Raw genomic sequence first — 19,574 nt, forward strand, 5'->3', positions numbered from 1 at the left:
AGTAAAAAAATGGCTCGCCAGTGCGAGCCATCTTTTCATCAGCGTGCAGGCCTGGGCGCCAGAAACTTCTTGCCCAGTTTTATTCCCGGTTTTTCCACACAGTTAAACAGTAATGATGCCAGCGCGTAGGTCACCGGAATCGATACGGCACAAACAATCAAAAAACGCGTCAGATCATTTTGATACTCAATGTCCGTTTGATTGAGCAACAGCGCAATGGCCGGGATCACGATCAGCAGATGCAGCAAGTAAACCGAAAACGACACATCGCCCAGCCATGTACTCAGACGGTTGTTTAACACCTTACGCGGAATGCGGATCAGTTTTGCCATCAGGCTGCTTTCCTGATACTGCCAGAGCACGGCCGCCATACCGATAATCATAAAGGCTTCCAGCATCACCTGCAGCTTAATGGCACCCAGCCCAATCAGCACGCTTACGGCCGGTCCGGCAAGGGCAAACAGCACGTACAGCAGGGATTTACGGCGTACCGCTTCAGCCAGCAGCATGCCTGAAATAAACATATTCAGTTTAATCAGAATCATTGACGGCATTTCAAAGGCTTCATAGTAGTCGGGCAGCAGGTAACGGCCTGCGCAACTCAGCGCCATCATGCTTAGCAGGGCGGTCGCGTAACCGAAGCGCATCACCGCCAGCATCATAAACGGAAACAGCAGATAGAACTGCATTTCCAGCCCAATGCTCCAGTCGGGCAGCGTGGTATTGAATCCATAGGCGGGCAGCACGCCAAACAGGAATGACAGATGCGTCAGCACGTTCATGAACGACTGATCCGCATAGCGTGAGGATTCTGTTGCGGTCCCGGAATAAAACTGGGCAATGGTATCGCGCATCTCACCAAACCAGGGGCCATAGATCAGGGCAACCGCCAGCAGCAGATAATAAAGCGGGGCAATGCGGAAAAAACGGCGTAACCAGAATTTTTTAATGGTTTCCGCGCGTTGCCAGGGCTCCTTGTGCTGGCGTTCCACATAGTTTTTTGCCATCAGATAGCCCGAAAGCAGGATAAAGAGATCCACGCCAATGCCGGGTGAGGAGATCAAGGTAATATGGCAATGGATAAGCAGACTTATGTGGCCCAGCAGTACCCAAAGAGAAGCGATGCCGCGTAACCCCTCCAGTTCCGTGGACCAACCTCGTGTCGCAGACATGGTAAAACCCCGTTAATCAGTTAGTTATACTTGCACTAAGGCGGTAACTAAGCCCTAACGTGGTGGTTAAGTCCACCCGTTGAGAAAAAAGTGAGAGGATTCTGACGCTGTGGTTAATAATTAATCGGCGAGATAATGCGCTCGCTGATTATTTATGGCGGTTCAAACGGGAGCACGCAAGATGAATAAGCACGGCAATACATTGTTGATCACCGGTGGGGGAACGGGCATTGGGCGCGCACTGGCGCATCGCTGGCATGACGCCGGGAACAAGGTGATTATTACCGGGCGTCGTCAGGACGCGCTGGACGAAGCGGCGGCCGGACGAGAAGGCATAGCGACCTGGGTTTTAGATGTCACCGATGCGGATGACGTCAGTCACGCCATTCCTCTGCTGCTCCAGACGTATCCGCACCTGAATGTTTTAGTCAACAATGCTGGCGTCTTTAGCCCTGAGGACATCACTTCACGCCGCGACCTGAGCGATGTTGTGAGAATGACCGAAACCAATTTTATTGCGCCCGTCAGGCTCACTGATGCGCTAATCGATCACCTGAGTGCTCAGCCCGCTGCGGCTATTATTAACGTGTCGTCCGGGCTGGCATTTGTCCCTTTCCCTGCGTCGCCGACCTACAGCGCCACTAAAGCGGCACTTCACTCCTATACCGCAGCCCTTCGGCCGCTGTTAAAAGGGAAGGTTGAGGTGATTGAGATTATCCCGCCACAGGTGCAAACCGAGTTAGCGCCCGGGCAGTCTCAGGATCCTGACAGCATGCCGCTTGATGCCTTCGCCGATGAGGTTATGACCTTATTGCATAGCGGCACAACGCCTACCGAAGTCTGTGTGGAACGCGTGCGCTACTTTCGCGAGGCCGAAGCGAAAGGGCAGTTTGATGAGGCATTGCAGATGCTGGTGCAATACAGCTAAGCCCCGGCCAGGCGCGAGGCGACAACGCGAGCGACGATTACGCTGTTCCACTGATTTCGTGCAGCCAGTCTGTGAGGTCGCGCTCAAGCGTTCCTGCCTTTGCGACCTCAGGCGAGAACAGGCAATACTCTGAGCCATCTTCCACAAACCCCATTGGTGCGGCCAGTATGCCGCTTTGAATATCATCTTTAACGAGCGGCCAGGGTCCAATGGCTACGCCGATCCCGGCTACCGCCGCCTGCAGGCTAAAATAAAAATGTTCGAAACACTGCTGCACGTTAACGGGAGCCGGTATCTGCATCGCCGTCGCCCAGACCAGCCACGCCTCCGGGCGGCTTCTGGAGAGCAGTAAAGGCGCGTCCGGATTCAAACCCGGACGCTCGCTGTCGAACCAGACCGTGACGCGATCGGGGCGGCAGACCGGTCCCACCTTTTCCCTGAACAAGTGTTCGATATGGCAGGGCGATACGTGAGTAAAATCATTGCGGCGCAGCGCAAAATCAATCCCCTGATCAAACGAGAATGCGCCACTGGCCGCGACCAGATGGATTTCATTTTTACCGAAGCGCGCCTCAAAATCGCCCCAGCGTGGAATCAGCCAGCGCATTAATAACGTGGGCTCACATGACAGCACGCGCTGGCGCGTTCCCGCGCGTAAGCGGTTTACGCTGCGGGAGATCATGGCGAAGCCGTGACTGACCGCGTCAGCCAGCTGTTCGCCTGCTTCTGTCAGACAGACTTTCCGGTTACGACGCGCAAACAGCGCAACACCTAAATCCTCTTCAAGTACGCGCACCGCCCGGCTGACAGCACCGGGCGTAAGATGCAGTTCGTCTGCTGCACGGGCAAAACTTTCGAAACGCGCCGCCGCTTCAAAACAGCGCAGCGCCATTAACGAGGGCAGGCGGTTGCCTGCTACAGGTGAGTTTAACTCACCGTTTGGCGCAGAAATCATCGTTATATCTCGCGTTTTTTCACCATTAATATCAATCAAACCGAGAAGGGTTGGATATTTATATTACCAGGGGGTCAGTAACGTGGACTATATCATTCGGGAAGAAATACCGTCTGTAGAAACCTATCGCCACATCAGAGTGAGCGCAGGATTAAGTGACAAAACGGAACAGGCCGCAAAGACGGGGTTAAGAAACGGTTTGTACAGCGTGGTGGTTTGCCATCAGGACGCGCCGGTTGGCATGGGAAGAGTGATTGGCGACGGAGGCTGCTTTTTTGTCATTACCGATATTGCTGTGCTGCCACAACATCATAAAAAGGGGGTGGGCGATCGTATTATGACGGCGTTGATGGCCTGGATAGCGCGCCATGCGCCGCCCTCCGCCTACATCAGTTTGATTGCCAGTCATGGCTCGCCGGGTTTTTATGCCCGTTATGGTTTCGAACCGGCATTGCTGCCAGAACGTGCGGGCATGTTTTTGCGAATCCAGGGATAAAGATGAAAAAGGGGACGTCAGCGTCCCCCTGTTATCAGGCCAGTTTCAGAATGATCATGCCCAGCAATAACAGCACAAGCCCCGCCCAGCCCTTGAGGTTGAGCCGCTGACCAAACAGTATCCATCCTGCTGCCACGGTCGCGACGATACCAAAGCCGCCCCACAGGGCGTAAGCAACCGACAGATCGATGCCTTTAACCGCCTGAGACAGCGCGCTAAACGCCAGCAGCACGCAGGCCAGAGACAGCATTCCCGGGAGGATTTTTTTAAAGCCGTTGCTGTACTTAAGCAAAATATTTGCGGCTATCTCCAGCAGGACCGCCAGTGCCAGCCAGGCAAAATGGATCACATCAGGCAGGATCATGTTCTGCCTCCTTCACCTCACCGCTGCCGACTTTAATGAGCAGAATGCCCGTCATCAGCGTGATCAAACCGCAGATTTTCATTAACGACAGGGTTTCATCAAAAAGCTGCACGCTAAATAAGGTGATCAGCAGAATGCCAATGCCCTCCCAGAGCGCGTAAGCCACACCCAGCGCAATGCGCTTGATGGCGAAACTCAAAAAAAAATAAGAACAGGCAATCATCCCCAGCATGACCACATAACCCAGCTGACTCTGATTCAGGCTGGACCATTTCATAGTCAGGGTACCTATAATTTCCGTAACAATAGCGAGTACTAATAATCCCCAGGCGCGCATGGGTTTTCTCCATCAATCGACGTCATGGTTTACCGTGATGCGTAACGCAACGGCAGAAAAGAAGTTGGCTGGCAGAAAGGGGACTAAAGGGCGCTGCGCCAGTGCTGATCGACGGCGTTAACGCTGACAGGTGCGAGGGTAAAAAGGGGGGTAAAAAGAGTAATGAACATCCTGCTCATAATTAAACAATGCATCCACGTTGTTGCTTCTCTTCAGTGGACGGGGAAAGCCTCCGGTAATGAACACAGTAGCGTTATATCATTAAAACCGCCCCAGGCACAGCCTGTTTGTTCGGGTTTTTGACAAATATCAGGTCAATATTGCTGGGGTTTAGGCACGGTTGCGTTTCGGCAAAAAAAAAGCCGGACAGCAGTCCGGCTTTGATGTCGTAGAAAACCTTACGCTGGGCGCGCGGGTTCCGTACGAACGGGCGCTTCGCCCGCCACATAGTAGTCAGCCGTGCTGCGTGGCAGAGCATCAAGTCCACGAATGCAGTCGGCAATTTTTTCACCGATCATAATGGTGGTCGCATTCAGGTTACCGGTGATGATCAGCGGCATAATTGAGGCATCGACAACGCGTAATCCCTGGAGTCCGTGAACGCGGCCTTCACCGTCAACGACCGACATCTCGTCATTGCCCATTTTACAGGTGCCGCAGGGATGATAGGCCGTTTCGCCGTGATTACGGACAAACTCATCCAGTTCTTCATCGGTCTGGCATTCAATGCCCGGACTGATTTCACGTCCGCGGTATTTATCCAGGGCCGGCTGATTAATGATCTCACGCGTAATGCGGATGGCATCGCGGAATTCGTGCCAGTCCTGCTCATGAGACATATAGTTGAACAGGATCGCAGGATGGCGACGTGGATCGCGCGATTTCAAGCGCACATGACCCCGGCTCGGCGACCGCATAGAGCCAACGTGACACTGGAAACCGTGCGCATCTACCGCATTTGACCCGTTATAGTTAATCGCGACCGGCAGAAAATGGTACTGAATATTCGGCCAGCTAAACTCTTCGCGGCTGCGAATAAATCCACCTGCCTCAAACTGGTTGCTTGCCCCGACGCCGGTGCCGTTAAACAGCCATTCCGCGCCAATCTTAGGCTGGTTCCACCATTTCAACGCCGGATAGAGCGAGACCGGCTCTTTGCACTCGTACTGCAGGTACATTTCCAGGTGATCCTGCAGATTTTCACCCACGCCTGGCAGGTCATGTACCACCGGAATATCGAACTGGTTCAGCAACTCGGCTGAACCCACGCCGGAACGCTGCAGGATCTGAGGGGAGGCAATGGCCCCTGCACACAGCAAGACTTCACGGCGGGCGTGAACCGTATGCAGCGTATTGCTGTCGCCGATCAGGTACTCGACACCTATTGCACGCTTGCCTTCAAACAAAATGCGATCGGTCGTGGCATGCGTAACGATTTTCAGGTTGGCACGATTTTTCGCCCTGTCCAGATAGCCGCGCGCGGTGCTTGAACGACGACCTTCAGGCGTGACAAAGCGGTCCATTGGACCAAAGCCTTCCTGCTGATAGCCGTTAAGGTCATCGGTACGCGGATAGCCGGCCTGAACGCCTGCCTGAATCATCGCCTCAAACAGAACGTTATTGCCTTTCTTCGGCGTGGTCACGCTGACCGGACCCTCTCCGCCGTGGTAATCGTTGGCGCCCGTATCACGGGTTTCTGATTTACGGTAGTAGGGCAGACAGTCCAGGTAGCTCCAGTTTTCCAGACCGAGCATGGTCGCCCAGTTGTCCAGATCCATGGCGTTACCGCGGATGTAACACATGCCGTTGATCAGTGATGAACCGCCCAGGCCTTTGCCTCGGCCACACTCCATCCGGCGGTTGTTCATGTAAGGCTCAGGTTCCGTTTCGTAGGCCCAGTTATAACGTTTTCCCTGTAAAGGGTAAGCCAGTGCCGCAGGCATCTGGGTTCGGAAATCAAAACGATAGTCGGGGCCGCCCGCTTCCAGCAGTAAGACATTCACATTGCTGTCTTCGGTCAGTCGGGTAGCCAGGACATTCCCTGCGGATCCGGCTCCAATGATAATGTAATCAAATTCCATTCGTCGCTCCTCAGGTAGGGGGATTAAAATACAGACTGAAAACGCGTCAGTTCTACCTGAACCGACTTCACCTGGGTGTAATTTTGCAGCGTCATCAGGCCGTTTTCACGTCCCACGCCAGAGTGCTTATAGCCACCAACCGGCATTTCGGCGGCAGATTCACCCCAGGTGTTAATCCAGCAAATACCGGCTTCAATCTGATGGATCACGCGGTGCGCGCGGTTAAGGTCTTGCGTGACCAGGCCGGCAGCCAGACCGAATTCGGTGTCATTGGCCCGACGTATCACTTCGTCTTCAGAGGTGTAGCTCAGAATTGACATCACAGGACCAAAGATTTCCTCACGGACAATCTTCATCTCGTCACGGCAGTCGCTGAATACGGTGGGTTCAACCCAGGCGCCCTGATCAAAGCCTTCGCCCGTTAAGCGTTTTCCGCCACACAGCAGACGTGCGCCTTCTTCAACGCCAGAGGCGATAAAGCGCATGACGTTGTCGCGGTGGCTAAAGCTGACCAACGGGCCAAAGTTAGTCTCAGGATCGCGCAGGTCGCCCGCTTTGATGCGCGCAACGCGCTCAAGAATTTTGGCTTCAAACGCCGACTGCAGCCCGGCGGGAATAAACACGCGCGTGCCGTTAGTACACACCTGGCCTGAACTGTAAAAGTTAGCCATCATGGCGATATCCGCGGCGAGATCGAGATCGGCATCATCAAAGATGATCAGCGGTGACTTACCGCCCAGCTCCATCGTAACGTCTTTCAGCGTAGAACCGGCCGCGTTCGCCATTACCTTCTTACCACTGACGACGCCGCCGGTGAACGAGACTTTATCAATGCCAGGATGTTCGGTCAGCAGCTGGCCGGTCACCGCACCGGTTCCCGGCAGCACGTTGAACACGCCATCCGGCACGCCCGCTTCCGTGTAGATTTCAGCCAGTTTCAGGGCCGTCAGTGGCGTGACTTCACTGGGCTTGAAGATCATGGCGTTGCCGGCGGCCAGAGCAGGCGCTGACTTCCACAGCGCGATCTGGATCGGATAGTTCCAGGCACCGATGCCCGCAACAACGCCCAGCGGTTCGCGGCGGGTATAAACAAACGAGGTATCACGCAGCGGAATTTGCTGGCCTTCCAGCGCAGGGATCAGCCCAGCGTAATATTCCAGTACGTCGGCACCGGTCACGATGTCCACGCTGGAGGTTTCACTGAACGGCTTACCGGTATCAAGCATTTCCAGCTCAGCCAGCTCATCATTGCGCTCGCGCAGGATATCAACCGCACGACGCAGAATGCGTGAACGTTCCATTGCGGTCATCGCTGCCCAGATCTTTTGTCCTTTTCTGGCAGCGGCGACGGCACGATCGACATCCTCGCGTCCGGCGATCTGAACATCAGCCAGAACCTCACCGTTGACCGGATTGATGCTCTGGAAGGTTTCTCCAGAGGTGGCGGCAACGTAGGTACCATTGATGTAGAGTTGTTGCTCGTTGAATCGGGACATAATTTCTCCTGGTTCCGTTACTCGTGTTCGCCAGCTAACTGCTGACGAATGAATTGGGTGGTCAGTGTTCGGGCGGTGGCGGCGTCAAACGGCTTGCCACTCAACGCGGCGCGTAACCACAGACCGTCGATCATGGCCGCCAGCCCGTACGCGGCAAGACGGGCCTTTTCCTTTGGTAACTGGCGGCGAAATTCAACCGCTAAAGAGGAAAACAACCGCCGGTGGCTGACCCGTTCCAGACGTTTGAGCTGCGGCTGATGCATGCTGCTCGACCAGAAATCAAGCCAGGCTTTCATTACCGCACGTTCGATCTGACTTTCGTCGAAGTTGCCGTCAACGATAGCGCGTAGCCGGACCTCTGCGGAGGCCTCTGTCAGGGACGCCAGTCGACTCGCGACCGCCTCACGTAGCTGACGCGTCACATCGCGCATGGTGGCTTCCAGCAGGCCGTTCTTATCCTTGAAGTAATGACTGATGATGCCCGTTGAAACCCCTGCGCGCCGTGCAATCTGGGCAATGGTGGCATCATTAATACCCACCTCATTAATTGTTCCCAGCGTTGCATCGATCAGCTGCCGACGTCGTATTGGCTGCATCCCTACCTTTGGCATGACTCTCACTCCAGCCTGAAACCGAACCCCTATTTAAACTTTTTTTGATTGGATGTTCAATATAAATAGAATCCTTGTTAGGATGATGTGTCCTAAAAGTTGAGTAAGTGAAGCGGTAAGTGTGGCAGATTTGCTAGTTTTGACCAGAATGTAACAGCAGGAAACGAAGCGTAAAAACACACGACGCCGGGACGCCGGATTATCCAAACAGGATGATCCCTTGCAAAATTTACACGCCAACAACCAGAGGTAAACGATGACGAGTCCACCTAGTAGTGAAAAAGACAGAATCAATCCTGTAGTGTTTTATACATCGGCGGGATTGATTCTGACCTTTTCACTCATCACCATTTTGTTCAGTAACGAAGCCGCAGGCTGGATCCTCAAGGCAGTCAACTGGGTATCTTCCGCGTTCGGCTGGTATTACATGCTGGCGGCCACGCTCTACATTGTGTTTGTGATTTACATGGCCTGTTCCCGTTTCGGCTCAATCAAGCTGGGGCCGGAGCAGTCAAAGCCAGAGTTTAGTGTACTGAGCTGGTCGGCGATGCTGTTTGCTGCCGGTATCGGTATCGACCTGATGTTTTTCTCGGTAGCCGAACCTGTTTCGCAATATATGCAGCCGCCGGAAGGTGCAGGGCAGACCATGGAGGCGGCCCGCCAGGCGATGGTCTGGACGCTGTTCCATTACGGCTTAACCGGGTGGTCAATGTATGCCCTGATGGGGATTGCGCTCGGCTACTTTAGCTACCGGTATAATCTGCCGCTCACCATTCGTTCGGCGCTGTATCCCATTTTTGGCAAGCGCATCAACGGGCCGATTGGGCACACGGTTGATATCGCCGCCGTTATCGGCACGATTTTCGGTATCGCCACTACGCTTGGCATCGGTGTAGTGCAGCTCAATTACGGGCTGAAAGTGTTGTTTGATATTCCGGAAGGGTTAACTGCCCAGACCGCGCTGATCGTTTTATCAGTGGTTATCGCCACCATTTCTGTGACCTCCGGTGTGGACAAAGGTATCCGTATTCTGTCGGAACTGAATGTCGCCCTGGCGCTCTGCCTGATTCTGTTTGTTCTGTTTGCAGGCAACACCAGTTTCCTGCTGAATGCGCTGGTGCTTAATGTGGGAGACTACATCAACCGCTTTATGGGCATGACGCTGAACACCTTTGCCTTTGACCGGCCAACGCAGTGGATGAACAGCTGGACGCTGTTTTTCTGGGCCTGGTGGGTTGCCTGGTCGCCGTTCGTCGGCCTGTTCCTGGCGCGTATCTCTCGCGGCCGTACCATCCGTGAATTCGTTCTGGGTACGCTGGTGATTCCTTTTACCTTTACGCTGCTGTGGCTGTCCGTATTCGGCAACGCGGCCCTGTATGAAATTATTCACGGCGACGCCGGTTTTGCACAGGAAGTCATGACGCACGCCGAACGTGGCTTCTACAGCCTGCTGGCGCAGTATCCGGCGTTTAAGCTGAGCGCATCGGTCGCCACCATTACCGGCATGTTGTTCTACGTCACCTCAGCGGATTCCGGATCGCTGGTGTTAGGTAACTTCACCTCAAAGTTGAAAGACATTAACAGTGATGCCCCCAACTGGCTGCGTATTTTCTGGTCGGTAGCCATCGGCGTCCTGACGTTAAGTATGCTGATGACCAACGGCATTACCGCGCTGCAAAACACGACGGTTATCATGGGGCTGCCATTTAGCTTCGTGATCTTCTTTGTGATGGCGGGGTTGTATAAATCACTTAAGGTTGAAGATTACCGCCGCGCCAGTGCTTCACGGGAAACTGCACCCTATCTGGCCCATGCGACCGATCGTCTGACCTGGAAAAAACGCCTGTCGCGCCTGATGAACTATCCTGGCTCGCGTTACACGCTGAAGATGATGGAAGAAACTCTCTTCCCTGCCATGCAGGAAGTGGCGAAAGAGCTAGAGCTGCGGGGGGCTAAGGTTACGCTGGACAGGGTTGCGGCCAATGACGAACATCCCCTGGGTTATCTGGACCTGCGGGTGCAACTGGGCGAGGAGCAGGATTTCCTCTATCAGGTCTGGCCTCAGCAGTACTCTATACCGGGCTTTACCTACCGCGCGCGTAGCGGAAAATCGACCTATTACCGGCTGGAAACCTTCCTGCTGGAAGGCAGTCAGGGCAATGACCTGATGGACTACAGCAAAGAACAGGTGATTATTGATATCCTCGATCAATACGAACGCCATCTTAACTTTATCCATCTTCATCGTGAGGCACCGGGAAACAGTATTACCTTCCCCAACGCCTGAGTCAGCAGCCCGTAAGCCAGGTGGTTTACGGGCTTTTTTTATAGTCGGAATTGTCCCGACCTAAACCGTGACAAAATCAACTATGGTTAACTCTGACAGGACACCGACCAACGGGGTAGACAGGGAGTCGTATGCGAAAAATACTCAGAACATTTCTGCCGCTTTATACCACGACGCTGTTAATGCTGCTGGGTTCGGGCTTGCTGACCACCTATGTGTCACTTCGCCTGGCGCATGAAGCGGTAAACGGTGCCTTAATCGGCGCGATTATTGCCGCCTATTACATTGGCCTGGTGATTGGTGGAAAAGTGGGACACAACCTGATTGCCCGCGTCGGCCATATTCGCGCTTACGTCGCCTGCGCCGGGATTATCACCGCCTCGGTAATAGGGCACGGGCTGACGGACTTTATACCGCTGTGGGTTTTCCTGCGTTTGATTATCGGCCTGTGCATGATGTGTCAGTACATGGTGCTGGAGAGCTGGCTCAATGACCAGGCGGAATCTTCCCAGCGCGGCCTGATTTTTGGCTTCTATATGGTGGCGACCTACCTTGGCTTAAGCAGCGGTCAGGTGGTCCTGACGCTGCAAAGCGGGTTTGGTATTAACACGCTCCTGATCGTGGCGCTCTGCTTTGCGCTTTGTCTGGTGCCCATTGCGCTGACGACGCGCACGCACGTCCGGCCCATGTCGCCTGCACCGATGGAGCTGGGCTATTTTATTCGCACCATTCCTAAGTTGCTCAGTACCACCCTGTTAACCGGCATGGTTGTCGGCGCGTTCTATGGTCTGGCGCCGGTCTATGCCAGCAGCAAAGGGTTCAGCGACGCGCAGACCGGTATCTTTATGAGCCTGACCATCTTCGCCGGACTCGTCTCGCAGTTTCCGCTCAGCTGGCTGTCCGATCGCTATGACCGCCAGCGACTGCTGTTTTATATCTCACTGGTTTTGATGCTGGCCTGTTTGCCGCTGGTCTTGCTGCCAAATCTTCCCTTTAACTGGGTACTGGGTATCGCGTTTGTCGCCAGCATGGTGCAGTTTGCGCTTTATCCTTTACAGGTTGCCCTGGCTAACGATCAGGTGGCTGCCGAGCAGCGCGTTTCCCTGACGGCCTGTCTGCTGATGGCATTTGGCATCGGGGCCAGCATCGGTCCCTTACTGGTGGGTACATTGATGCAGCCCTTCGGCAGCAACCTGCTCTATCTGTTCTTCACCCTGTGTACGCTGCTGATTGCCGCACTGAGCTTCATGAAAACGCCGCAGCCGTTACCCACCACCGAAGTACCCCTGCCGCACGTGGTGTTGCCAGACAGCCTGGCGACATCGCCCTTAGGCGCGGCGCTTAATCCGGTGCTGGAAGACGAGGCGATTCAGGCGGCGATGGTCAACAGTGATGAGATAAACGAGGACGAGGAAGGCGGCGAAGATGATGGCGGGGACGAGAATGATGACGACCCTGCCACGAATAAGACGCTGACTCAGTCATCTCCGCCCCGATGAACAACGGCCCTGAACGTGCCGCTGGCACGATGAAAATCCTCGACAAGGTGCGCGGGTTTTGTCACGCTGAAAGCCGAAATCGCCGAGGAAGATGCCATGCTGGAACTGCGCCCTAACTGTGAACGCTGTGATATTGATTTGCCTGCGGCATCCCACGATGCGCGCATCTGTTCGTTCGAGTGCACGTTTTGCGCCGCCTGCGCTGAGCAGCACCTTAAAGGGCGGTGTCCGAACTGTGGCGGTGAACTGGTCCGGCGTCCTGTCCGGCCTGCCGCTAAGCTGCTGACGCACCCGGCCAAAACGCGTCCCGCCTGAGGTCGTGACATCACAACGCCGGCTTCTGCCGGCGTTCTTCCGTTCTCATTACCGCCTGTCTTGCCCGCTAACCACCACGAATCACCCCTTTTGCAGGGTGAAAATGGGATCATTTGGTGACAGTGTCACAAAAGGCGAGTGGGGCGATTACCGGAACAGCCTGCCGTCGCGTACCAGCTCGCGGGGATAGCTGTTTTTAATACGGCTGCCAACACGTTTAGCCAGCCCGAGCGGCTGATCCTGATAGGTCACTATCATTTCATCCCGCGTGGGGACGCTTTCAGGATAAATATCGCGACCGCGATACCACTCTTCAGCTTCAGCTTCGTTTAGCGCAAACGTCTGATCGGGGCGCGGGGAGGCAAGGGCAATGACGGCCTCGTGTTGCCAGCGATAGCCTTTTGCAAAGGTTTCGGCCAGCTTCAGGCCAATCCGCGAGAAACGGACCTTACCTAACAGCGGTGTCACACCGTCCGGGAACAGCCAGATCTCCTTATCGCGCTGCCAGAGCTGAAGGTTGTCATCCCACTGAATCGCCACCTGCGCCGCCGACTGTACAATCTCGCTTTCCAGTTTGCGACTGACGTGGCTGAACGGCAGCTTACCGACTTTATAGGTCGGTTCAGGTAGCCGTGTGACAGAGGCCGTTTTACGCAAGCAGGCGACAAAGAACCCTTCGCTGTCGAACAGGTGCGGGAAAACGTGAAGATAACCTTCAGGCGTCGCGGCCCGCTCCGCCCCGGCAAACAACCCATTCAACGGGGCGATTTCAACGGCGTCCGGATAGCGCGCCAGCAGCCAGGCGACAACCTGTTGGTTCTCAATCTGATTAAGCGTACAGGTAGAGTAAACCAGCGTACCGCCGGGCTTGAGTGCGTGGAACGCGCTTTCGATAAGGTCGCGCTGAGTCTGCGCGATAGTCTGCGTGCTGGTCAGCGACCAGTTTTTCAGGGCATCAGCATCTTTACGCATGACGCCTTCACCCGAGCAGGGCGCGTCCAGCAAAATGGCATCAAACTGTTCCGGCAGCGCAGGCCCAAAGACGCGGGCATCAAAGTGGGTCAGGGCGCTGTTGGTTACGCCGCAACGGGTTATGTTGGCATGAAGCACTTTGACCCGGCTGGCGGAAAACTCGTTGGCCAGAATAACGCCCCGGTTGTGCATGCAGGCGGCAATCTGGGTGGTCTTGGAACCGGGGGCAGCAGCCATATCCATGACGCTCATGGCATCGGGCTGGGCCGCAAACAGTGCTGTCACCGGCAGCATTGAGCTGGCTTCCTGGATATAAAACAGGCCGCTCAGATGCTCCGCAACGCTGCCCAGCGGCAGGCTTTCGTCCTCGCGATTTATCCAGAATCCTTCCGCACACCAGGGAACCGGCGTCAACTGCCAGCCGTAATGCGCGGTTTGTGTCAGAAAGTCACTAACGCCGATCTTTAAGGTGTTAACGCGCAGGCTGCGACGTAATGGCTGCAGGCTGATGTCAATAAACTGCTGCAGGTCAGTATCATCGGGCAAGCTCTGGCGTATCAGATCGAGGAATTCGGCAGGGAAGCGTGAGGCGGAGTCGGACACGGATAAGTTCTCTTTGAGGCAAAGGCGGCAGTGTAGCACGCCAAAAGAAAACGGGCAGCCTGGGCTGCCCGTATGGCTTAAGGTTGATTCGGGTCGGGGATCGCCGTTCCCCAGTTACGCCAGTCTTTAGGCGGTTCATCCTGCAGCAGGAAGTGTTTGTTTGACGTTGCCTGCGGTGCCAGCGGCACGGTCGGCGGCGTAGCAAACTGAATACCGCCACGGATAAACTGCTGGAAGGTGCCGGTTTTCACCACGCCGCCAATCAGGCCAAAGTCCAGGTTATAGCCCGAGGCCAGCCAGAACACCGAATTGTTGCGGACCAGGTGCTGGTATTTCTTACTGATACGCAGCGCGATTTGTACGCGGTCTGCCATATTCCCCAGCGATGTACCGGTCACCGTGCCTACTTCTACCCCGCGGAACAGCACCGGCGTACCCAGCGACAGGGAACCCGCTTCGGTCGCATCCACATAGATGTTCAGGCCGTTAAGGTAACGTGAATCCGTGATGGTGCTTTCCTGCAGCTCAAAGGTGCGCGCGCCACGGCCTTTACCCGGATCGACGTTGACATAAGGCTGGAGGATCGTTTCCAGATGATTTACACCTGCGGCAGAAATTTCTGGCGATACCACCGAGAAACGGCTGTCGACGCGGGCAAAACTCTGCACATATTCAGGGTAAAGTACGGCCTTCGCCACCACCTGATTGTTGTCATCGCTCAGCGACAGCGACTCGATTTGTCCCACATTGATACCGAGGTAACGAATTGGCATGCCGGCGGACAGCTTGCTGGCGTCATAGGTATGTAACGTAATCTGGCTGCCCACGGCCCGTGCAGCCGTTTCAGACGGATAAAGCACGCGCTTCGCGCCTTTATCAATTTTCGCGCCCGTCAGGTTGTCGAAGCTAATGGCGCCTTTCAACGCCCGGTTTAGCGGCGAGGCCTGCACGGTTAACCCACTGCCGTTAAGCTGAACGCGTGCGCCGCCTTCTGCCCAGAACACACTTTCAGCAGAGAGCAGTTTGCGGTATTCCGGTTTGATGTGGACCGCGATATCAAACGCATCAGCGCGCGGGGTGACTTGCGTAATTTCACCGACCTGGAATTTACGATAGAGCACAATTGAGCCGGCCTGAACGTCTGGCAGGCTTTTCGCCGTCAGCATCAGCGTGGTGGATGGGCCATCGCCGGTAATGCCTTCTTCCGCGCGTTCAGCATCGGCAAAGAGGGGATAGGCCGTCTTAGGTGCGCCTTGTTTACCCGGCTCCAGACGAATACCGCCATCGACCCACTCGCGGGCGCTGGCGCCCAGCACCTGCATGCCATCCAGGCCGAATTTCACGTCAAGGCGACTGTTCACAATGAATTTACTGTCGCCGTGGACCAGTTGGCGCTGGTCAGGATTGACCGCGACAACAAAATTAACGCCGTTTGCATCCAGATCCCGGGAAATTACCTGACCAATTTTTAGTCCGTGCAACATCAGGGGTTGGCCGGCATCGATGCCGTAGCTTTCGGGGGCGCTCAGTTTCACGGTGAGAACATTGGGTTGCTGCAGCAGCGTTTTATTGGGTGCGACCACCGTAAAATGCTGCTGCGGTGCACCATCGCCAGGCACCAGCTCAAAGGTGTTACCGGTCAGCAGGCTGCTCAGGCTGGTATCCGTGAGGCTGAGTTTGGGGCTGCGCATCTCAATACGCGTGCCTTCACGCATCAGTCCCACGACAGAGGGATCGATCGTCATCTCACCGGTCACTTTACCGCCATCCTGCAGATTCAGTTTGGTCAGGGTGCCGACTTCTAAGCCCTGATACATCAGCGGCGTACGGTTGGCTGAGAGATTATCCCCGCTGGGCAGATCCAGCGATATCAGCACGCCACGCTGGCTGTGAGCCAGGTCGGGATAGAGCTGATAGTTCTGATCGGTTTTGGCGGCTTCCGCGCCCTCAGGCGAGTCAAAGGCGATAGCGCCGTTGACTAAGGCTGACAGGCTTTCTAGCTGTACTCTGGCCCCGCTCAGGCTGACGTCTGCATTCATTCCTGACACATTCCAGAAGCGGCTGCTGGTTTTCACCAGGTTCACGAAGCGCCGCTCAATCAGGACGTCAATCGACACGCCGTTGTTCTGATTGTTAATGCTGTAATCGTAGACACGGCCCACCGGGATTTTGCGGTAATACACTAACGAGCCAGTGTTCAGCGAGCCGAGGTCGGATGAATGCAGGTGAATCATGAGCTCACCGGTATTCACGCGGTATTTCGGTTGGGTATCCAGCGCGGTAAAGGTGTCACTTTCTTTACCATCGCCTGGCATCATGCCGATGTAGTTCCCCCCCACCAGCGCATCCAGACCGGAAACCCCCGCCAGTGAGGCTTTTGGCGTGACCAGCCAGAACTGCGTATTTTCACGCAGCGCATCGCGCATGTCGCTCTTAATGCTGGCCTTGATCTGAATCTTTTTGTAGTCGTCGCTAAGATTGATGCCCTGCACAGTACCGACTTCCACGCCCTGATAGCGGATAGGCGTGCGGCCGGGCACGATGCCATCGGCCGTCTGGAAATTGATGGTGATGGTCGTGCCGCGCTCTTGAAAATTGGTCCAAAGCAGCCAGCCCGCAATCAGCATTGCGATAATGGGCAGAAGCCAAAAAGGTGAAATTTTACGCTTGTTGCGCAGCGTAGCATTAGTCGGTGTAGTCGGCGTTTCCTGTTGCATGTGCATCCCAGAGCAGGCGGCTATCCAGCCACTCAACGGCCATAATGGTCAGGATCACTGCCGCGCCAAAATAAAACGCAGCGGGTCCCATGGTAAAAGCCAGTAGTTGATCGCGATTGACCAACGACATGGTTAGTGAAATGACAAACAGATCCAGCATAGACCAGCGTCCAACCCAGGTCACAAAACGTAGCAGACGAATGCGGGTTTTCAGGCCTTGTTCGCAGCGGAAATGGATACTGAGCAGGAGCGCCAGCATCACCAGCACTTTGGTGAAGGGAACCAGAATACTGGCGATAAACACCACGGCTGCGACGGGCACGTTACCGGATGCCAGAGACAGGATGCCGGAGAAGATCGTGTCTTCACGGCGCGATCCGTTCAGGTACACCACCGAAATCGGCAACAGATTGGCGGGAATCAGCAGCACAATTGACGCGATAAGGGCGGCCCAGGACTTTTGTAAGCTGTGGCGGCGTCGAAAATCAAGCGGCGTATGACAGCGCGCGCAGCGGCCGCGGGCGTCAGGAATATCGGTGTAGTGGCAGTTAAGGCAGACCTGAAGATCGTCACGCCGCGTCACATGGTGCGACTGGGGATAAAAGTGCTCCCAAAGCTGCTCCATGTTCAGATGAATCAACGTAATGACGCTCAGCACGGTTAGCGCCACATAGGCGACCAGCCCATAGCCTAATTCGAGGTCGGCGTAATCCTGGACTTTTATGGAGGCGACGGCGATGCCAATCAAAAAAATATCCAGCATCACCCACTCTTTGAGCTTATCGAGCATCAGCAGCACCGGGCGCAGATTCATCCCTAAACGCTCACCCAGGGCCAGATAGCCAATGCCTGCCACCAGCGTCACCGGCGCGCCGATAGTACAGAACGCCACCATCGAGGCGGTCAGGACATTGCCCTGTAGCGTCATCTGAACGATACCTTCCAGTACGCTGGCGTCAATGCGCATGCCCAGCAGGCGAATGTCGATAAGCGGCATGCTAAAAGCAAAAGGCATCAGCACCAGCATCGTGGCCGCCATCGCCAGCAGACGTGTCATTGACCAGTCGCGGCCGCTCACAATTTGCGCGTTGCAGCGGGGACAGTGGGCTGACTGATACGATTTCACATCTGGTAAGGAAAAAAGGGTATCGCATTGCGGACAACGCTGATAACGTGCCTGAGGCAATGTCTGGCTGATAGCGTGAATTTTCATAAATTAGTGCATGTTTCGCTTATTGTGATTAACGCAAAGGGTCAGTAAGACATCGCCTGGGTACCTGTCTCGGGTATCACGCTTCGATCCACAGAATGTTAAGGTTATAGTAACTAACGCTATGATTCACCTTATGGCTATGGATTTTTAGTGCTTATTTTTAACAAGCGGAGTGGTTAGCCGCTCGGATGTCACTGGTAACGGTTGAATAATGAACAAAACTGCCTTTTACGCCGATTTAGATCGCGATATGCGCGCCTTACTGGCGGGAGAAACGGCGTTCCTCGCTGCAATGGGTAATTTTAGCGCGCTGTTGTATGAACGTCTCGAAGGCGTGAACTGGGCAGGTTTCTACCTGCTAACGGAAGCCGATACGCTGGTTCTGGGCCCGTTCCAGGGGAAAATCGCCTGCGTGCGCATTCCCGTGGGCAAAGGGGTTTGCGGCACCGCACTGGCGCAACAACAGGTGCAGCGTGTTGATGATGTCCATGCTTTCCCTGGCCATATCGCCTGCGATGCCGCCAGTAATGCAGAAATTGTGATTCCTCTGAAAATAAACGGTCAGGTTGTCGGCGTACTGGATATCGACAGTGTGGAATACAATCGCTTTGATAGTGAAGATGAAAAAGGGCTGGTCGCCTTGACTAACGGGCTTTGCGACGTGCTCGCGAACAGTGACTTAGAAAAATATTTGCAGCTGACGCGTAGCTAATCGACTGGATTGCATGGCATTTGGCGATGTTGTCATTATAATGTCGCCTGTTCATGCCTGCTCTGGTCGGCAAACCCGTAGTAATCAGGAAATTTCATGGAAAATCAACCTAAGTTGAATAGCAGTAAAGAAGTCATTAGCTTTCTGGCGGAGCGCTTTCCGCACTGCTTTAGCGCTGAAGGCGAAGCGCGTCCGCTCAAAATCGGTATCTTTCAGGATCTGGTAGAGCGCGTTCAGGGCGAAATGAACCTGAGCAAGACGCAGTTGCGTTCGGCCTTGCGTCTTTATACCTCTAGCTGGCGCTATTTGTACGGTATCAAAGCGGGTGCCACCCGTGTGGATCTCGATGGAAACCCCTGTGGTGTTCTTGATGAGCAGCACGTGGAACATGCCCGTAAGCAACTCGAAGATGCCAAGGCGCGTGTTCAGGCACAGCGCGACCAGCAGCGAGCCGCTCGTCGCGAAGCCGGTGAAGGCGAAGAGGGTGCCAGCGCACCACGTCGCCCACGCAAGCCTGCTCCGCGTAAACCGGCAGAAGGTGTGGCCGCGCGTAAGCCGCGTCCACAGTCTGCTGAGCGTCCTACTGCATCGCAGAATCGCAAACCGGCACCACGCCCGGAGCAGCAGGCTAAACCCATCACTGATACCTCAACTTTGCAACCCGGCCAGAGTATTAAAGTTAAAGCAGGCAAAAGTGCGATGGACGCAACCGTTCTGGAAGTGTCGAAAGACGGCGTCCGGGTACAGCTCGCTTCCGGCATGGCAATGATTGTGCGCGCAGAACATTTGCAGTTCTGAAACGGAGGCTGACCCCGG

17 protein-coding genes are annotated in these 19,574 nt (G+C 55.0%); 7 read left to right on the plus strand and 10 right to left on the minus strand.

Annotated features, from left to right (window positions below; all coding sequences use genetic code 11):
- Nucleotides 1–38: 38 nt before the first annotated feature.
- The gene (locus PAGR_RS09855; protein ID WP_014605688.1) at nucleotides 39–1,172 is read right to left on the minus strand and encodes an acyltransferase family protein; all 1,134 of its coding nucleotides are present in this window, start codon (nucleotides 1,170–1,172) and stop codon (nucleotides 39–41) included.
- Nucleotides 1,173–1,353: 181 nt separating this feature from the next.
- Here PAGR_RS09855 and PAGR_RS09860 point away from each other — a divergent pair, with 181 nt between their 5' ends.
- Nucleotides 1,354–2,100, plus strand: coding sequence for an SDR family oxidoreductase (locus PAGR_RS09860; protein WP_014605689.1), 747 nt, complete (start codon nucleotides 1,354–1,356; stop codon nucleotides 2,098–2,100).
- A 37-nt stretch (nucleotides 2,101–2,137) separates the two neighbouring features.
- Here the strand turns inward: PAGR_RS09860 and PAGR_RS09865 are convergent, their stop codons facing one another.
- Nucleotides 2,138–3,055: a LysR family transcriptional regulator gene (locus PAGR_RS09865; RefSeq protein ID WP_014605690.1), complete on the minus strand. Its 918-nt coding sequence runs from the start codon at nucleotides 3,053–3,055 to the stop codon at nucleotides 2,138–2,140.
- An 82-nt stretch (nucleotides 3,056–3,137) separates the two neighbouring features.
- Between PAGR_RS09865 and PAGR_RS09870 the strand changes: the two genes are divergently transcribed.
- Nucleotides 3,138–3,551: a GNAT family N-acetyltransferase gene (locus PAGR_RS09870; RefSeq protein ID WP_013026048.1), complete on the plus strand. Its 414-nt coding sequence runs from the start codon at nucleotides 3,138–3,140 to the stop codon at nucleotides 3,549–3,551.
- A 34-nt stretch (nucleotides 3,552–3,585) separates the two neighbouring features.
- Here PAGR_RS09870 and mdtI read toward each other — a convergent pair whose 3' ends face one another.
- From mdtI to betI, 5 genes are all read right to left on the minus strand, one after another.
- On the minus strand, nucleotides 3,586–3,915 hold the full coding sequence (gene mdtI / locus PAGR_RS09875; protein WP_014605691.1) for a multidrug/spermidine efflux SMR transporter subunit MdtI: 330 nt from the start codon (nucleotides 3,913–3,915) through the stop codon (nucleotides 3,586–3,588).
- Entirely contained in the window at nucleotides 3,902–4,252 is a 351-nt protein-coding gene (gene mdtJ, locus PAGR_RS09880; RefSeq protein ID WP_014593863.1) for a multidrug/spermidine efflux SMR transporter subunit MdtJ, read from the minus strand. Before mdtJ ends, mdtI begins: the two co-directional genes overlap by 14 nt.
- 398 nt (nucleotides 4,253–4,650) lie before the next feature.
- A complete protein-coding gene (gene betA, locus PAGR_RS09885; protein ID WP_014605692.1) occupies nucleotides 4,651–6,333 on the minus strand; it encodes a choline dehydrogenase in 1,683 nt (560 codons plus the stop codon).
- 23 nt (nucleotides 6,334–6,356) lie between these two features.
- Nucleotides 6,357–7,829 (minus strand): betaine-aldehyde dehydrogenase, encoded by a 1,473-nt coding sequence (betB, locus tag PAGR_RS09890; protein ID WP_013026044.1) that lies wholly within the window; start codon nucleotides 7,827–7,829, stop codon nucleotides 6,357–6,359.
- 17 nt (nucleotides 7,830–7,846) lie between these two features.
- A complete protein-coding gene (betI, locus tag PAGR_RS09895) occupies nucleotides 7,847–8,440 on the minus strand; it encodes a transcriptional regulator BetI (protein WP_014593862.1) in 594 nt (197 codons plus the stop codon).
- Nucleotides 8,441–8,696: 256 nt separating this feature from the next.
- Here betI and PAGR_RS09900 point away from each other — a divergent pair, with 256 nt between their 5' ends.
- The 3 genes from PAGR_RS09900 to PAGR_RS09910 all read left to right on the plus strand — a co-directional run bounded on the left by PAGR_RS09900 (nucleotide 8,697) and on the right by PAGR_RS09910 (nucleotide 12,541).
- Entirely contained in the window at nucleotides 8,697–10,727 is a 2,031-nt protein-coding gene (locus PAGR_RS09900) for a choline transporter (RefSeq protein WP_014593861.1), read from the plus strand.
- A 131-nt stretch (nucleotides 10,728–10,858) separates the two neighbouring features.
- Nucleotides 10,859–12,226: an MFS transporter gene (locus PAGR_RS09905; RefSeq protein WP_013026041.1), complete on the plus strand. Its 1,368-nt coding sequence runs from the start codon at nucleotides 10,859–10,861 to the stop codon at nucleotides 12,224–12,226.
- Nucleotides 12,227–12,322: 96 nt separating this feature from the next.
- A complete protein-coding gene (locus PAGR_RS09910) occupies nucleotides 12,323–12,541 on the plus strand; it encodes a DUF1272 domain-containing protein (RefSeq protein ID WP_013026040.1) in 219 nt (72 codons plus the stop codon).
- 147 nt (nucleotides 12,542–12,688) lie between these two features.
- Here the strand turns inward: PAGR_RS09910 and rsmF are convergent, their stop codons facing one another.
- From rsmF to yebS, 3 genes are all read right to left on the minus strand, one after another.
- On the minus strand, nucleotides 12,689–14,116 hold the full coding sequence (gene rsmF, locus PAGR_RS09915; RefSeq protein WP_014605693.1) for a 16S rRNA (cytosine(1407)-C(5))-methyltransferase RsmF: 1,428 nt from the start codon (nucleotides 14,114–14,116) through the stop codon (nucleotides 12,689–12,691).
- 77 nt (nucleotides 14,117–14,193) lie between these two features.
- Entirely contained in the window at nucleotides 14,194–16,833 is a 2,640-nt protein-coding gene (locus tag PAGR_RS09920; protein WP_015700191.1) for a PqiB family protein, read from the minus strand.
- Nucleotides 16,802–18,046 carry a membrane integrity lipid transport subunit YebS gene (gene yebS / locus PAGR_RS09925; RefSeq protein ID WP_014605695.1) on the minus strand — a complete coding sequence of 415 codons (1,245 nt, stop codon included), beginning with the start codon at nucleotides 18,044–18,046 and terminating at the stop codon, nucleotides 16,802–16,804. Before yebS ends, PAGR_RS09920 begins: the two co-directional genes overlap by 32 nt.
- A 211-nt stretch (nucleotides 18,047–18,257) precedes the next feature.
- Between yebS and msrC the strand changes: the two genes are divergently transcribed.
- Both msrC and proQ read left to right on the plus strand, forming a co-directional pair.
- Nucleotides 18,258–18,758 (plus strand): free L-methionine (R)-S-oxide reductase MsrC, encoded by a 501-nt coding sequence (gene msrC, locus PAGR_RS09930; protein WP_013026036.1) that lies wholly within the window; start codon nucleotides 18,258–18,260, stop codon nucleotides 18,756–18,758.
- 96 nt (nucleotides 18,759–18,854) lie between these two features.
- The gene (proQ, locus tag PAGR_RS09935) at nucleotides 18,855–19,556 is read left to right on the plus strand and encodes an RNA chaperone ProQ (protein WP_014605696.1); all 702 of its coding nucleotides are present in this window, start codon (nucleotides 18,855–18,857) and stop codon (nucleotides 19,554–19,556) included.
- Nucleotides 19,557–19,574 lie beyond the last annotated feature (18 nt).

The sequence above is a fragment of the Pantoea ananatis PA13 genome (assembly GCF_000233595.1).
GTDB classification, from domain to species: Bacteria; Pseudomonadota; Gammaproteobacteria; order Enterobacterales; family Enterobacteriaceae; genus Pantoea; species Pantoea ananatis.